This window comes from Paenibacillus sp. BAC0078 (genome assembly GCF_054483875.1).
Genome location: NZ_JBTLRW010000002.1, coordinates 285,107 through 300,948, shown reverse-complemented (window position 1 = coordinate 300,948; position 15,842 = coordinate 285,107). Strand labels below are relative to the sequence as shown.

Genomic DNA, 15,842 nt, shown 5'->3' with positions numbered 1-15,842 from the left:
ATAAAAGTTAACCTGAAGGGATGTTGATGTTTTCATGAAATTTAGCGAATACCGTTATGAGCGGCCGGATGTAGACCGGTTGAAGATTTCCTTTACCGAACTGCTGAAAGGTCTGAGTGCGGATAGTCTGGAGGAGCAGCGCGCCGCTTTTACCGCAATTAATAAGCTGCGTGATGAATTTAACACCATGGAGACACTGGTCAGCATCAGACACTCTATCAACACGGAAGATGCATTCTACAAAGCCGAGCAGGATTACATGGATGAAACCGGGCCTGTCATTCAGGAGTACATAACCGATTACTTCAGAGCGCTTGTCCACTCCAAGTTCAGAGCCGAATTTGAGCAGGAATGGGGTACGCAGCTGCTCCAGATTGCAGAAATCTCGCTTCGGACATTCAGTCCGGAAATCATTGAGGATCTGCAGCTTGAGAACAAACTCTCCACAGAGTATTCCCAGCTGATTGCCTCCGCCAAGATTCCGTTTGAAGGTGAAGAACGCACATTATCCCAGCTTACACCTTTTGAGCTGTCGCCAGACCGCGATATGCGGAAGCGCGCAGCGGCGGCCAGATATAGCTTCATGGCAGAACATGAGGCTGAATTTGACCGGATTTACGACGATCTCGTTAAGGTCCGTACCGGTATCGCCAAAAAGCTTGGATACAGCAGCTTCGTAGAACTCGGTTATGACCGGATGATGCGCACCGACTACAACGCTGAAATGGTTGCGAACTTCCGCAAACAGGTGCAGGAGCACATCGTTCCTGTATCCGGGAAGCTGAAGAAACGCCAGGCTGAGCGTTTGGGACTGGCTGAACTGAAATTTTACGATGAGAGTCTGAATTTCAATAGCGGCAACGCTACGCCAAAAGGTGATCCTGATTGGATTATTGCGAACGGGGCCAAGATGTACAAAGAGCTGTCCCCGGAAACGGATGAGTTCTTTACATTCATGCTGGACAATGGGCTTATGGATCTCGTCAGCAAGAAGGGCAAGCAGTTTGGCGGTTATTGCACCTATATCCCCCAATACCAGGCGCCGTTTATTTTCTCTAACTTCAACGGAACCTCCGGCGATATTGATGTTCTGACCCATGAAGTAGGGCATGCCTTCCAGGTATATCAGAGCCGCCATATCCACATTCCGGAATATGCTTTTCCAACCTACGAGGCAGCGGAAATCCACTCGATGAGCATGGAGTTTTTTGCCTGGCCTTGGATGGATTTGTTCTTTGAGGAGGATGCCGGCAAATACCGCTTCAACCATCTGGGGGATAGCCTGCAGTTCATTCCTTACGGAGTTTCCGTGGATGAATTCCAGCATTTTGTCTATGCCAACCCTGAAGCGACCCCTGCCGAACGCAAGCAAGCCTGGCGGGAAATTGAGAAGAAATATTTGCCTCTCCGCGATTATGACGGCAATGAATATCTGGAGAACGGCGGATTCTGGCACAAACAGGCCCATATCTTCCGCTCCCCGTTCTACTACATTGATTATACATTGGCCCAGCTCTGCGCGTTCCAGTTCTGGAAACGGTCCAATGAGGATTTCAAATCCGCCTGGAGCGATTATTTGCGGCTCTGCCAGGCCGGGGGAAGCCTGTCCTTCCTCAAGCTGGTCGAGCTTGCCGGACTCACCTCGCCTTTTCAGGATGGCTGCATCAGCTCCGTCATTGGAGATATTGAAGGCTGGCTGAACGGTGTAGACGACAAGCAGCTGTAATACAAGACCTAAAGACCGGAAGAGCATCCGCCCTCCCGGTCTTTATAATTACTGCCGATAACTGCGGCCAGAACTACTTCTTCTTGGCGTTTGCTTTTGCTTCCGCCTTACTGATATTCTCCTCTGCTCTGAATTTAACAATTCTGCGGATCAAGTCATAGGGCAGCGGCTCATTCAGAGGGAACTGTACGGACCCTTTTGCCCCTTTATACTGCGACAGCTCCTCTTTGAAGGCCTCAATGCCGCGGGGCGCCGGATAAAATCCGATATGCTTCTTAAACGCCGCGAAATGCACCAGGTTTCCGTGCAGGTAGAAGGTTGGCATCTGGTAGCTTATCTTCTCCTCTGCCTCGGGGACACACTCTCTAATCACCTTCCTCAAGGCTTCAAGCTTCTCCTGAACCTCAAACGGCGATTTGGCAATATAATCATCAATTGATTCATAGGTGATTTTCACCGGCTCCATAGTACTCTCCTCTCTGCTTCTCTCCACATGGTCCATCATTTATAGCATGTCCTTATTATAGCCTGCGAAAGAACTCAAAGCACAAATTTAATTAATACAGTTGTATTAATTAAATTTCATTGCTATAATCCAGTTGTTGTCATCAACGATTGATTTTACCGAAGGGGTGTAAGGATGAATTTTGTGGTATGGGCGATCGTCACCTGCGAGGTTTTATTCTGGGTCATGATCGTGGCAGGTCTCACGGCACGTTATATTTTCTCAAGAAAGAAGCTTGGGCTGTTCTTCCTGGCTCTAACTCCAGTTCTCGATATTATTCTGCTGGCTATTGCAGGCATTGATCTGTATCGCGGCGCCTCCGCCACAACAGCGCATGCCCTCGCAGCCGTCTATATTTCCGTATCTCTTGTGTTCGGCAAAAGCATGATCGCCTGGTCCGACGAACGCTTCCGCTATTATGTGACGAAGCAGGGCAACAAGCCAATCAAGCGGTACGGGACGGAGCATGCCAGACATTATTTAAAAAGCTTTCTGAGACATGTGCTGGCATTTCTGATTGGAGCGGGAGTTCTGTACGGACTGATTACGTGGATTGACGATCCGGCACGCACTGTAGCACTGTCAGGTGTAATTAAGACATGGTCTATGATTGTGGGAATTGATCTTATCATTACAAGCTCTTATTTCATTTGGCCGAAAAAGGCAAAGAGTTAAGCCATGGCATATACAAGGAACAGACCGCGCTCAGTTTGGAGACAGCGGCCTATTCCCGATTCATTCATATTTTCCGGGTCGCGAGAGTGCGGTAATTATCCGTCACTGCGACCGGCTTACTGCCTTGCAGGTAAAAGTGGTCCCGCGCCTTCCAGGTATGGCTCTTTTTATCTTTTCTGCGTATATAGACATAGTTGTAGGGAGATGTGGCAAACGTCTTATAGCCTTTGGCTACGCATTTCCTCAAAAAAGCTACATCTTCACCGATAGAACGATCTGCAAAACGGACCTGTCTGGTCACTTGCCGGTTAAATAGCAGTGTTCCTCCCTGCACAAAATCGACAGCTTTATTGTTCTCTGCGGGGGATCTGATGATAAGCCTCTTGCTCGCCGCAAGGTATACCAGACATGCATGTTTGCCTACAACATCACTATGGGTGCGGGCAAGAGCCTTTAGCTGCTCCGTCAGATAGTAAGGGGAGTAGTAGTCATCATCGTCAAACTTGGCGATTAGCGGATGCCTTGCTTTGACAATTCCACAGTTCAAGCATTGCCCCAATGAAGTTCGCGCCGGCAGCTTATATACCGAAATATTGCTGTAGGCACGAACTTTGCTGCGATACAGCTTCAGATCCATGCTGTCGTTGTTAAGGATGATGATTAATTCTTTGTTCGCGTGTAGCTGGTTTCGGAAATTGACTACAATATGATCGAAAAAACGTGGGCGATTGGTGCATACGATAATCGAAACTCCCGTGGTGCCTGTTCTTTTCCCCAAGACCAGCCGCTCCTCTCCCTGTCGTCCATTCAACATATGAGTGGAACCAACCAGCAGTGCGGGCTTAGCTTCTCCTTAGATTGTAATAAAAGGCATCCGCGAAGGATGCCTCTTATTATTCATGCTGTATGCTTTTACTGAAAAATCACTTCACATCCAGGCTGTTATTCAAAACCCGCTTCAGCAGCGTGGCTACCTCGGCTCTTGTTGCGGTTCCCTTTGGATCAAAGCGGTTGCCCGCTTTGCCGCTGATTAGGCCTTGGCCTTGAATTGCTGCTACCGCGTCTTTCGCCCATCCAGAAATCTGTCCATCATCCGCAAATGCAGTGACAGTACCCGAATTCTTCAGCGGCAGCTTCGAATATTTCACATAATTGTTCAGCACCACTGCCAGTTCTTCTCGTGTAACCGTCCGGTCCGGGGCAAAGGCCTTGTTGCCTGTCCCCTGAACGATGCCATTCGATGCAGCCCAGGCAATATAAGGCGAATAATACTTATTGGCCTTCACATCTGTAAAGGAAGACACAATGGACAGCTCCGCACCTGACATTTTTCCCAGGATCGTAGCCAGCATCCCGCGGGTTACGGTCTGATTCGGTGCAACGGTGTTGCTTGAAGTGCCTGTGAGCCAGCCTTGTGCTGCCGCAAAATCAATACTGTCCTTCGCCCAATGATTCGTAGTATCGTTGAACCCTACTGCATTGTAGCCGACTGCAAAGGTGGAGAAATGGCTGGTTCTGAACTCCACCGTTTGTGTCGCTGCGTTGTATCTGCTGGCTACAGCTACGGTGCTGCCGCTGCCATTCACATAATACACCACAACCGCATTTGCATTCTCTCCTGTGCCGAGCTTATAAGGAATTTGAACCTTAACCGCTTCACCTGCAAAGCTTGTAATGCTGGTTGCTCCATCAGAGATGGTAAAATCATAGGCCGGTCTGCCTGCTGTCAGTTCTTGAGTGCTGCCGCTCCAAGCCGTGCTCGAAGCCTGTGCAATACTGATCTTCAGGGTTTGGCCCTTGGCCGCCTTACTGATCGCCGCAAGGGTCGGGCTTCCCAAGGTAATTGCTCCAAACCCGGTGCCGATCTTCAGATCAGCCTTTGTGCCGGAAGACAGCCCTGTCAAGAATGCGGTGCTCAGCTCAACCGTTACCTTGGTAGCTCCCTGCACAGCTTCCCCGCGAATTTCCACCACGGTTTGTTTTCCTGCCTTCTCGCTTGCCTTGGCGTTATCCAGCAGCTTCTGGCTGGCATCATCCGCGAGTACCACTTTCGCCTCGCCTGTCTCCTTATTCAGCGTCATTGCCGCTACTGCCACAGTGTCCGTAACCGTAACGCCAGGCGTCGCTTGTGGCGAAGCACTTGGCTGCACGGTTGCTGTTGCAGGTACTGCCGTCCCTGCCGGTTGTGTTGGCACTGGTGTCGGTGTCGGCGTTGCCGATGCCGACGCTGTCGGAGTCACTGATGCTGTCGGCGTTGGTGTTGTTGTCGGTGTCTCCGGCGTGTAATAGCCTTTCGGAATTTCAACGACGGATACCGTTCCTGATACCTCACCCGCTACAAGCAACAGCGGATAACGTGTCGGGCTTTGGTCCGCCGGAATGAAGCTCTGGCCTTCAGGCGATACATCTCCGGCAATCCGGTAAGCCGGCTTCGTGCCTGAATTGTCCACCGAGTTCTTGAAATCTCTCGTATTCAGATAGTCGTAGAAGACAGGAGCGCTGATGTTCGAGAGGTCATACATCATATTGCCGCCGACCCGCTCAAGTCCAATAAAGGCATATGGCTTGCCATCTACAACGCCAACTTTGACATCCTCAGGCTCAGGGCCTTTTTTGGCGCTTCGTTTCTCGAAGACATAATCATCATTCGACCAGTTGAAGCCTTCTGGAACCAGTCTAGCCGTGATCTGCTCGAAATCTGCTCCGCTGTCATATACCAGTGACATGTCGTCTGCATTCCAGACGGAGAAGGAGCGTGCGCCGAACAGATAGGTTTTTCCGCCCGCAAATCCTGCACCGCCTGCACCCACCTCATAATCCGAAGTGTCAAAGGTCGTTACCTTCATATTCTTGGTGGCATCGCCATCCTGGCCTTTGCCGAGTGTAACATCCTTCTCATTGCTGTAGCCATTCCAGTCCCGCGAATCGCCTTCGTTTGCCGTGATCACGTAGGTTTTGCCGCCGGCAGTGTAGGTAGTGATTCCGTCCGGATTGTACATGCCGAGAACATTCGATTCGGTTTTAATGTCAATTTTGCCGTCTCTGCGCATATCCAGCTCATTGCCTGGAACACTGTGGTCTTTGAAGCCCAGACCTTTAATGCTCGTAAACGAACCTGTTTCAAGGTTCAGTGTGGCAATAGCATTGGCCTCCTGAAGAGATACGAACGCCCGCTTGCTGTCTGCGGATACTGCGATATATTCTGGCTCCAGATCCACAGAAGGCGCGGTTTGTTTTTTCAAAATCACATTATTGGACAAAAGCGTATTTCGTGCTTCGCTGCTGTCGAACGCGGTGAAATCAATCACCTTAGCCGTCTGCTTCTCCAGATTGATCAGCGTTACAGAGCCTTTAGGGTCCACTGCCGGAGCGGTGTAGCCTTCTCTAGGTTCCCCTTCGTCAGCCGTCAGCACATATTTGTTGTCAGGTGTGAAGGTTACCATGTCAGGCTGTACGCCTGCCTTATAATGTGCTTTGTAATTCCCGTCATAGTCCAGCAGCAGGACTGCGCCGGGCTTCTGATAATCCGCTTCTTGTACAGCAATTGCAATGGTATCCAGCGCCGGATTGATATCAACACTGGTGATGTCGCCAAAAGTGAACCCGTCAATCATCTTGCTGACATCAATCCGCTTATCGAGCACAAGCTCAGTCTGTTTCCCGGAAACCAGGGACTTCAGGCTGACAATGTCAATCTGCTTCTCCTTGCCGTTTACCAGATAAAATTTTTGATTGTCGCTGTTGTACTTCACAATCTCCGCAACGCCGCCCTCCAGATCGGAGAAGCCTGTGGAGTAGCTGCCGATTTTCGTCATAATTCCTGGGCTGAGCAGCTTGATTTCATTTCTGTCGCGCACACGGATTCTTTTGCCAACCGGATCAATGGAGGACAGCCCGATGGCCGAAATCCGGTCGCCGGCCTTGAGATATTCCAGATTCACTGTCTTAGTGATATATCCGTCAATAAAGACCCGCACATCACCGGAACCATCATTGACAACGATGGCGCCTACTTTTTCGCCGTCTAAACCGATAGAGACCACCTTGCCTTCAACCTTGACGAGTCTGCCCCGGTTCGCCTCGGAGGTTGCTTCAGCCGTTGTCACCTGAGCCGGAGAAATATCATTTACACTGCTGTCGAGCATCTCGATACTCTTCACGGTTAGCTGTTTCTCGCCCTGATAGCCGCCGACCGTTCCGGTAACCTGAACCTTCTGACCCGCTCTGAAGTTGCCGAAAACCGGGAACAGGTTGATCCCCGCCGTGCTGTCCTGTACATAAATCGAGTCGAAAAAGGCTGTATTCTGATCATATCCGCTCGCATTGGAGGTTACAGTACCTTGAATGGTAAAAGATGTACCTTCCTGGGCCTTCTGCACCTCAGCAATCGGAGTTACAGTTCTTGGAGCCAGCTCCTTCAGGATGTTCTGAGTGATGTTGTAATTGCTGTAGCCCAGCTCTCCCGAATTGTCCAGTGTAGCCTGCACTTCAAAGTTGGACATGAATACCGAACCTGCTGTAAATAGCTTAGCACCACTAGCCAAAGTTTCTACAGTCAATACCGGAATATTCCCCTTAACAACAGGATTGCCCTCTCCGCCCAGTCCATCCTTATCGGAGTCCAGACTCTCGGAGGTCGCATGGGAAGTAACGATACTAGTCACCTTTGCCTTGTCCGCCTCGGCGACCGTGATCGAAGAGCCGCTGTAAAAGCTGTATTCCTGGGCCGGATCTACTCCATACGTATAAGGGCTGCTCGTATTATAGTTCTTGAACCGGAGCCGGAAATTCTGGGACACATAATTGGTATTGTCAATCATCTCATCGTCAACCAGACGTGTCTTGGCATCGACTGCAGCCAGAATTAGATTCTGCTGGTAGGCCGCGTGGTTGGCTGGGGGGTTCTTGCTATCGCCATAGTCCGCGAGTCCGGTAACGATCAGCGTTTTACCGCTGTCCGCAAATGCCTTAACCGCCGCGATTTCCTCAGCCGAATATTCACCAAGCGGACCTACAGAGGTTTTACGGTTCGGCGGTGTCAGGATCAGAGCCTTCAGACCAGCCAGCTTGTCAGCCGTAATCCCATCCTTGATCTCCACAAGCCGGACATCATATTCCTCGGCCAGCTTAGCGAAGTTCGTCATGCTGTTGGCATAGTTCCCGGCAACATATTCATTCTTGTGCGAAGCATCCACCCCGATGTTGATCAGCTTCGAGGCGTCTCTTATATTGAGCTGTAAGGATTGGGTAAATACCCGGCTTGCACCGTTCACAAGGGCATGCACTGTAACCTGTACAGTGGCGATTCCAGCAGTTGAAGGTGTGTAATCAATGGAATCCTTCAGCGTTCCCAGGGAAGCGATTGGAGCATTAAGAACTTTGTCCGCAATACTGGTACCACCAATCGTATAACCGATGGATTCAATCGTAATCGGAGCAGCTTCATTATTGAACAGCTCTGTTGTGATCTGCAAAGGCTCTCCAGTTACCGGCATGCTGACCGACGAGGTCACCGAATTAATGCCGACCTTGTCAACCTCACCCACCCAGACCGGAGCGGTTACAGCAATATTCCCATCCGGTTGAACTACACGGATATAGTAGTAGCCGTTTGCCGGATTGTTGATTTTCACCGAATAATTAGCCTGATTGGTTTCGAATTTCTGAATATAGGATTCCTTGCCGCCATTCATAATCACCGATACCTGTCCGATTTGCTCGGAGGCATCCGGATCTGAAAGATCCACGTTGATGTTCAATTCGCCGATCCCCGCTGGCAGGCTTGAACCAAGAAGTTCGCCATTTGCCGTGTATTTGATCTCCAGATTCTGGTCCTCTGTAGCGTACACATGCATTTCACGCAGCGCTGCGTATACGCCTTCTTTGGTGAAGGTGTCTGTCACAATCGCTGTTCTCGCCGTATTGGCGTTGCCCCACAGCCCTTTATGGTTGTCCTGATTGTTGGTAGGCGCCAGATGCCAGCCTTTGTCCAGAGCACGGTTATAGTATTCATAGGAACGGAAATATCCGCCTGAGCTAACCGCCCCTTCGCCGTTTCCGACTTCGATCAGAGTCATATGCTGATTGATTTCAGGATCATAATTGGAAAAGTTATTGAAGTCGCCGAACGTCGGCCCCGGATGATTGAACTGTCCAATCGCGCCCGGAATGGTCTTCAGCAGCTTATAATAATTGGTCATGCCGGACACGCCGGATGCATAGTCTTTATGGTTTCTGCTGACAAAGCCGTCTGTAGCAAAAGTATTGATATGGCCCGGACCGCCCGCCCAGGTCATTTCATAGCCGTAAAACGGTACAAAATCAGGCGTTGCCGCCGCTGCCGCAGCAGCTTGTCCTGCTTGCCATTTGGCATTCGTAACACTTGCCGCATAATCCACAGGAGCAGTTGAGGCATCAAAATAATTTGAATGGTCCGTCAAGGCGAAGAAATCCAGCTTGGCAATATCTCTGGCATAAGCATAAGCTTCTTCCGGCTTGCCTGAACCATCAGATTGATCGGTATGCCCGTGCAATTGTCCGAAGTATACCTTCTCCTCTTGACCTGGAGCCTTAAGCGTATAATTAAAGGTTGAATTCACACTATCCTTGTAGCCATCAAGCGTGGCGAACGCCTGAATTGTGGCGGGGAGCATATCTGCCGTTAATTTAATCGGAGTGCTGTAGTCAGCTTTCGGACTCACAGTTTCACCGGGCTCGCCGGCTTTTCGGGTCAGAATGTAGCTGATTTTCGCTCCGGCGGTGGAAGAGCTCAGCGTGATTTCCGTTCCGGCCGGAACAGAGCCCGTTTTGCTTGCAAGTACTTGACGAACCTGTGCCTGGGTGTAGACAAAGGTTCTTTCCGCACTCACGCTCGCTCCTTTTACAGCCTTTGCCTTAATGACGGCCGTATCTCCAGTCTGATTGAACTGATCAATCACAACGGGGCCGGAAGCATCTGGAATGGTCTGAACCGCTCCACCGTTCAATGTGTATTCAATGGCTGCACCTGAAGTTACCGACGACAGCACAACCGGGCTGCCTTGGGCAATCTCGCTCCCCGTATCCGGGGAAGCTACGACAGCTGCGACTGTGGTGGAGTCGGCTTTTTGCTCACCCGTGATTTTAATATCTGCCATACGGGAGGTTCCTGTCGCCCCAACTGTTCCACCGCTAATCGAGACATTGCTGGTTTGCAGCAGCCGCAGGTACACTTTGCTCTTATCGTCTACATCCGCGGGCAAGGTGAACTCCGATTTTGCCAGAGTTGCCGTATTTACATAGGCCCCATCTTGAACATCTGTATAAGTAACCTGATCTGTACTATATTGCAGCTTGAATTCCTTGGGACCGGTGCTCGAACCGTAGGAACCAAAAGCCAGCTTCAAATGCTCATAGCCGGCTGTGGATAAGGCGATTTGCCAATATTTCGTATTCGCGCCATCATCCCAGCCATTTAGTGAAATCGACTTGTTTGTTGCCGTATACGTTGAAATCCTACCGCCAGTGCCATTCTCGCCCATGTAGGTGGTCAGCGTCACTGTGCTTGGATCAGCAACAGCACTTGTAGCGGGAAAACTCGTTAAGGTTTTGGTTGCATCGGGATTATTCACAAAATCCCATTCGGCAACGGTTACAGCAGTTGCTGCATGGACAGAATTGGATACCGGCAGCATCGTAAGCAGCATGATTATCGCCATGAATGCGCTGATTATCTGTCGAGGATGTTTGGTTATCATATAAGCCTCCCTAGTATTGTTATACCTTTAATTTTAAGAGACTGATGTAAAATCACCGGCAATCCTGTGTTAAATCTTCAGGTATCCTTGTTAATAAACCTATTTGTAAATACCAATATATATGTAAAAAAATAGACCGCCCTCCTTGTAAAAGGATGCAGTCTATCTCTTTCATTATTGGCACAGCAGCTGAAAGAAATGCTTATTCCATGCCATGCTCTTTCCGAATGTTGTACATGCCTTGAAGCAGCAGCTCCGAAGGGTCCCGGTTCAGTTGAAGATGTATCAGCAACAGATGCAGAGGAATTGCACAAACGTTATTTCCTTCGGTAATCGCCGGGAATCCCGCTTCAAATACCGGACCATGAACCTCGTTCCAGGCCAGGCCAGCGTGTACCTGCTCAGGCGCAAACTCTTCCTGCACAGCTGCGATACAATGTGGCACCAATATGTTATCAATCATGGCCTTGGCTTCTTCTTCGCTTGTAGGCGGCGATAAGAGGGCTTTGCCTCCCTTGACCTTCATCAAGTCGATGAAGAATGATGCCATCCACACTGAAGGGCTGTTATTCGTCTGGAATCTGGCAACCAGCTCACGCAGGAAAAACCCGCAGGAATATACATCCTTCGCTTCGTCCATAACATGAAACACAAAAGTCGGACCATACGCTTCCAGATTCATTACTTGACCCTGAACCTCTTGGAAATGCATCTTCAGCGCAACGATGCCGTTATGGTGAACCGCGTTGACAAGCGCCGCCAGCTTTTCTTCTTCGGTCAACGGTTCCTCGGTGCCGGTAGGCTCCTCATTTGCTTCAGCTTCTTGGGTTATTTCTTCATTTGTTGCTTCATCACTCGTTAACTTATTGTTCATTATCATATTCACCCCACTTCCTATAATACCATTCCAAGGCTGGAAGCGACATCTTGTTATAGACAAGACATGCAATAGACAAGATTACAGGCGGGAATGTTAAAAAATAACGCTTAACCCATCCGCTCAAGAGCTTCGCGGACAGCCTGCTTTTCTTTTTTCAGCACAGCCTCCGCAAGCGCCTGCTCCAGCAAACGGCGGATCTGCTGCAAATCCACTGAACTGAAGACTTCAGTCCCTTTCTCGTCGAGCAGATCAGGCAATGCAGAAATGGCAATCTGGCGCTGAAGGCGAGGGCTGCGAGTGAGCATACAACGAATCCCACCCGTCATAAGGATAAGCGACCTTGTCCTCCATCCAGTCCAGCACACGGCGGCTGTGAAAGAATTGAAGCAGTGAGTTCGCCTCATAACCGCTCAGCTTCTGCGCTTGCGCAGAAGACTCCAGCATGGTGAGGACACGCTCCAATCCTTCGCCTTCCGGCAGGCAAAGAGCAGACAGATAGGCAAGTGAACTCCGGCTTATTGCAACGGGCGGAGCACCTGACCACAGTGAGCGCACAAAACCTGCTGCCTGCTGCCCAAGCACCTCTCCGGCAAGACAAATAATGGCTTCTTTATTGCTGCCGCTCTGTTCATGGCTTGCCCGCCTTACAAAGGCTTGCAGCACCTCTTCGGCGTTATATTGCGCAAAGGCTTCGGTTGTCTCCTTATCTGTACCGAACATTTCCGTGTAGAGAAGGAGTGAGTTCAGGTCATTCTGCGCCTGCTCCAAAGTCAGTGTCAGATATTGATGCAGCCAAGCTCTCCATTGCCTGCTGGTGGGCAGCTCCGGGTCCAGTCCGGCTTTCCCGCAAAATCCGGGGTACTGCCATTCCTCCGCCCCCACACAACCCAGCGCTGTGACCCGGTCGAGGAACTCCGTGAACGATGGCGCAAGCAGCAAATATTCTGCCGTTTCATGTGCCCAGTGAACGACTGCCGTTCCGGAAGGACTGTGCAGGTCCAGCAGCAGCTCATCTCCGTTACCTGCCGTATGAAAGTTGAGATAACGCTGATTCTCATCGGAATCTTCCTCAGTGAAAGCGAAGAATTCCAGATGCTCCACAGCCCAGCCCACTTCACCGCTCACCTCAAAAGGCAGAATTGCTTCGTCCGGCAAGCTCCAGTAGACGTAAGCTTGGCCTGCCCCCTCCCTCAGCAGGGAGCGAAGCTCATCTGGCAGCCGAATTCCGAGCCGGAACTCCGCTTCGGCAAGCTCGCCCTCCATAGCAGGAGGACCAATATTCAGCCGGGTGTCTGCACCTTGCCGCCCAAGCTCCTCAATAAGCTCCTCCCATTGCCGCTTCCAGATATCCATTTGCGATTTCATCGGACCCGCCTCCCGTGTGTTGCCATTACTTGTTATATTAACTATGCCTACAGGTTGTCTTGCTCCCAACGCTCAACTTCCGCACGCACGCGGGGCGCCACTTCTGTGCCGAGCAGCCTGATGGCCTCCATCACCTGGGCATGCGGCATTGTACCATGGGGCACATGGAGCAGGAATCTTGTAATCCCCACATGCTTGCGCAGATGGATGATTTTGTCCGCAACCGTCTCTGGATCGCCTACATACAAAGCTCCGTCAAAGCTGCAGGCGGCATCATAATCCGACCGGTGATAGGCAGGCAATCCCTTCTCCACCGCTCTCACATTTGTTCTGGCATAAGTGGATGGGAAAAACTGCTGGGTAGCCTTTGGCGTGCTCTCAGCAATAAAGCCATGAGCATGCGCTGCAATCGGCAGCCGTGAGCTGTCATGGCCCGCCTTGGCCGCAGCTTCTTTATAGAGCTGCACCTGTGACGCAAATTCCAGCGGACGCACCGCTCCGATCATCGCCAGCGCAAAAGGCAGACCAAGCGCCCCTGCGCGGACCGCAGACTCAGGACTCCCCGCACTGGCGATCCACACCGGCAAAGGCTGCTGCACCGGACGCGGATAGATCCCCAGATTATGTATAGCAGGCCGGTGTTTGCCTTCCCAGGTTACCCACTCGGACTCCTGGAGCTTAAGCAGCAAATCCAGCTTCTCTTCGAATAATTCTTCGTAATCTTTCAGATCGCATCCGAATAACGGAAAAGACTCTGTGAACGAACCACGGCCGACCATAATCTCGGCCCGGCCATTCGAAAGGCCATCCAATGTAGCAAAATCCTGAAACACCCGCACCGGATCGGCTGACGACAGGATCATAACGGCACTTGTCAACCGGATTCTCGTTGTCCGGGACGCAGCCGCAGCCATCACAACCGCCGGCGATGAAGCGGCAAAATCCGGACGGTGATGCTCCCCCACCCCGTATACATCCAAGCCTACCTCATCGGCAAGTATAATTTCCTCTACCACTTCACGCATCCGCTCCGCGTGGCTCATCGTCTCTCCTGTTTCAACGTCAGGTGTTGTCTCAACAAAGGTGCTTATTCCAAGTTCCACTCTTCTGTTCCCCCAAGCTCTTATCAAATCGTTAGCCACTATAGTTTATATCTTTAGTGCTTAATATTCAAAATTAAAATTAAGATAATAGATTGAGCTTAGGATTTTCTAAAAAGGGGCAGGCCGTGACTGCGGGGAATGTTTGGACTTCCGGCCGTTGTTATGATTGAATTTCCTGATTGTAACCCGCTGCGCGCGGTAGAAATTCAATCATAAAGACGGACGCTACCGCTCCTACAGTTCCAAACTTCCCCTCCGTCACTTTTCCTTTTTGGTATTTCTAAATTCAATCTATCCAGGCAGGAACTAACAGACCTCCGGGGGCTCCAACCCACCCCCAACTCTCAGCTCCAACAACGGCACTTTTGCCGTTGTTCCGCCTGGTTTCCCCCGAGGGCGCTCTAACAACGGCATTTCTGCCGTTGTTCCGCCCGGTTCCCGCTGGGGGCGCTTCAACAACAGCATTTTTGCCGTTGTTCCGCCCGGTTCCCGCCGGGGCGCTTCAACAACAGCATTTTTGCCGTTGTTTCTGAACACTATCGTATTTCGGACGATGCCTACCTTATCTACGACGAAAGAAAGTTATAATTCCCCAAACCACAAAAAGCAGATCGAACCGTCACTCTAGTGACGGCCCAATCCGCTTCTAGTAAAGTGAGCGAATAGCAGCTCTATTTATGGCTTAGCAACGAGTTCGGATGCGAGCTTCTCAGCCCCGTCGAAGATAGAGTAGCTGTAGCCCCAGAACTGGTTGAAGTCGATTTTATAAATCGCCTTGTTCTTGATGGCTTTCAGGCTTTGAAGTGACGGATCGGCGTAGAATGCCTTCAGCGTCTGCTCCGGGTCCACTCCTCCGGTATACACCGAGAGCAGCAGAACATCCGGGTTGGTCGCGATCAGCTGCTCTTTGCTGATATCGCCTGTAACCGTACCGAAGCTGTTTTTGAGTCCAAGCAGGCCAAGCACATCTCCGGCAAAAGTGTCGATATTCCCGCTGTACACCTTGATTTCCCCATTTCCGCCATCGGAAACATACGCAAAGGTCTTCTCGCCTCTGGCGGCAGAATCATCCTTCAGCTTCTGTGCACGGCTCTTCAATTCCTCGGTATAGGCGGCTGCTTTGTCCTGAACATCAAAGATTTGACCAAGCTGCTCAATATCCTTGTACAAGCTGTCAAGGGTCGCTCCCTTAACGCTGGTGTTCTGTACGAATGTCTTAATGCCAAGCTCATTCAGTCCATCTACAGTTCCAACGCCCCAGTCGGCATCCGCATACAGATCACCGCGTCCCAGGACCAGATCCGGACTTGCCCCAACAACCAGCTCTTTACTTGCATACTCCTTGGAGATTACAGGAATTTTCTTAAATTCCTCCTGAACAGAGGGATCACCATTGCCGTAGAGTGCGGCAACTCCCACCATTTTGTCGGTCAAGCCCAGCTTAATCAGCAGCTCAGCGGCGCCCTGGGTATTGGCTACAACTTTTTCAGGAGCCTTGTCGAAGGTCTGGGATTTGGCCGTCCATTCCGTTCCTTCACCTTTCTTCGTGTAGTTCTGGGTGGTGAGCGGGTATACTGTCTTGTTGCTTGGAGCCGCCGTCTCTGTGCTGGTGTTGCTGCTGCTCTCAGGCGCTGCCGAGCTTGCCGCTTCATTCTGATTCTGTGTCTTCGAAGAACAAGCCGCTATCATAACCGCCATTACCAAAACCGCGAGCAGCGGCGCATATCTCTTGAATACATTTTTCATGATTCTAGTCCCCTTTGCTATAAATACAAGTGTGTATCCTGTCCGGCAGGCATCAAGCCGCTGCCTAGCATGAGATACTTCTCGTAGAATATAGAAAGTCGGACCA

Annotated in this window: 10 protein-coding genes; 2 read left to right on the top strand and 8 right to left on the bottom strand. The window is 50.7% G+C overall.

What is annotated here, in order from left to right; genetic code table 11:
• Nucleotides 1-34 precede the first annotated feature (34 nt).
• On the top strand, nt 35-1,726 hold the full coding sequence (locus ACX1DY_RS04795; RefSeq protein ID WP_458963058.1) for a M3 family oligoendopeptidase: 1,692 nt from the start codon (nt 35-37) through the stop codon (nt 1,724-1,726).
• A gap of 73 nt (nt 1,727-1,799) precedes the next feature.
• Here the strand turns inward: ACX1DY_RS04795 and ACX1DY_RS04790 are convergent, their stop codons facing one another.
• On the bottom strand, nt 1,800-2,192 hold the full coding sequence (locus ACX1DY_RS04790) for an iron chaperone (protein WP_458963057.1): 393 nt from the start codon (nt 2,190-2,192) through the stop codon (nt 1,800-1,802).
• Between the two features lie 174 nt (nt 2,193-2,366).
• Between ACX1DY_RS04790 and ACX1DY_RS04785 the strand changes: the two genes are divergently transcribed.
• Nucleotides 2,367-2,906 carry a hypothetical protein gene (locus ACX1DY_RS04785; RefSeq protein ID WP_458963056.1) on the top strand — a complete coding sequence of 180 codons (540 nt, stop codon included), beginning with the start codon at nt 2,367-2,369 and terminating at the stop codon, nt 2,904-2,906.
• A 64-nt stretch (nt 2,907-2,970) separates the two neighbouring features.
• Here the strand turns inward: ACX1DY_RS04785 and ACX1DY_RS04780 are convergent, their stop codons facing one another.
• The 7 genes from ACX1DY_RS04780 to ACX1DY_RS04750 all read right to left on the bottom strand — a co-directional run bounded on the left by ACX1DY_RS04780 (nt 2,971) and on the right by ACX1DY_RS04750 (nt 15,736).
• The gene (locus tag ACX1DY_RS04780) at nt 2,971-3,684 is read right to left on the bottom strand and encodes a glycosyltransferase (protein ID WP_458963055.1); all 714 of its coding nucleotides are present in this window, start codon (nt 3,682-3,684) and stop codon (nt 2,971-2,973) included.
• A 145-nt stretch (nt 3,685-3,829) separates the two neighbouring features.
• Nucleotides 3,830-10,642, bottom strand: a complete 6,813-nt coding sequence (locus ACX1DY_RS04775) for a choice-of-anchor I family protein (RefSeq protein ID WP_458963054.1) — start codon at nt 10,640-10,642, stop codon at nt 3,830-3,832.
• 202 nt (nt 10,643-10,844) lie between these two features.
• Nucleotides 10,845-11,516: a hypothetical protein gene (locus tag ACX1DY_RS04770; protein ID WP_458963053.1), complete on the bottom strand. Its 672-nt coding sequence runs from the start codon at nt 11,514-11,516 to the stop codon at nt 10,845-10,847.
• 113 nt (nt 11,517-11,629) lie between these two features.
• Entirely contained in the window at nt 11,630-11,827 is a 198-nt protein-coding gene (locus tag ACX1DY_RS04765; protein ID WP_458963052.1) for a hypothetical protein, read from the bottom strand.
• A complete protein-coding gene (locus ACX1DY_RS04760; protein ID WP_458963051.1) occupies nt 11,772-12,887 on the bottom strand; it encodes an SMI1/KNR4 family protein in 1,116 nt (371 codons plus the stop codon). Before ACX1DY_RS04760 ends, ACX1DY_RS04765 begins: the two co-directional genes overlap by 56 nt.
• Before the next feature lie 47 nt (nt 12,888-12,934).
• Complete coding sequence (locus tag ACX1DY_RS04755) at nt 12,935-13,990, bottom strand: Atu2307/SP_0267 family LLM class monooxygenase (protein WP_458963050.1); 1,056 nt, start codon at nt 13,988-13,990, stop codon at nt 12,935-12,937.
• Nucleotides 13,991-14,665: 675 nt separating this feature from the next.
• Nucleotides 14,666-15,736 (bottom strand): ABC transporter substrate-binding protein, encoded by a 1,071-nt coding sequence (locus ACX1DY_RS04750; protein WP_458963049.1) that lies wholly within the window; start codon nt 15,734-15,736, stop codon nt 14,666-14,668.
• Nucleotides 15,737-15,842: the final 106 nt, after the last annotated feature.

Coding starts and splice junctions, on each gene's coding strand:
- ACX1DY_RS04795 (WP_458963058.1), top strand. CDS start 35: ATGAAATTTAGCGAATACCGTTATGAGCGGCCGGATGTAGACCGGTTG.
- ACX1DY_RS04790 (WP_458963057.1), bottom strand. CDS start 2,192: ATGGAGCCGGTGAAAATCACCTATGAATCAATTGATGATTATATTGCC.
- ACX1DY_RS04785 (WP_458963056.1), top strand. CDS start 2,367: ATGAATTTTGTGGTATGGGCGATCGTCACCTGCGAGGTTTTATTCTGG.
- ACX1DY_RS04775 (WP_458963054.1), bottom strand. CDS start 10,642: ATGATAACCAAACATCCTCGACAGATAATCAGCGCATTCATGGCGATA.
- ACX1DY_RS04770 (WP_458963053.1), bottom strand. CDS start 11,516: ATGAACAATAAGTTAACGAGTGATGAAGCAACAAATGAAGAAATAACC.
- ACX1DY_RS04765 (WP_458963052.1), bottom strand. CDS start 11,827: ATGCTCACTCGCAGCCCTCGCCTTCAGCGCCAGATTGCCATTTCTGCA.
- ACX1DY_RS04760 (WP_458963051.1), bottom strand. CDS start 12,887: ATGAAATCGCAAATGGATATCTGGAAGCGGCAATGGGAGGAGCTTATT.
- ACX1DY_RS04750 (WP_458963049.1), bottom strand. CDS start 15,736: ATGAAAAATGTATTCAAGAGATATGCGCCGCTGCTCGCGGTTTTGGTA.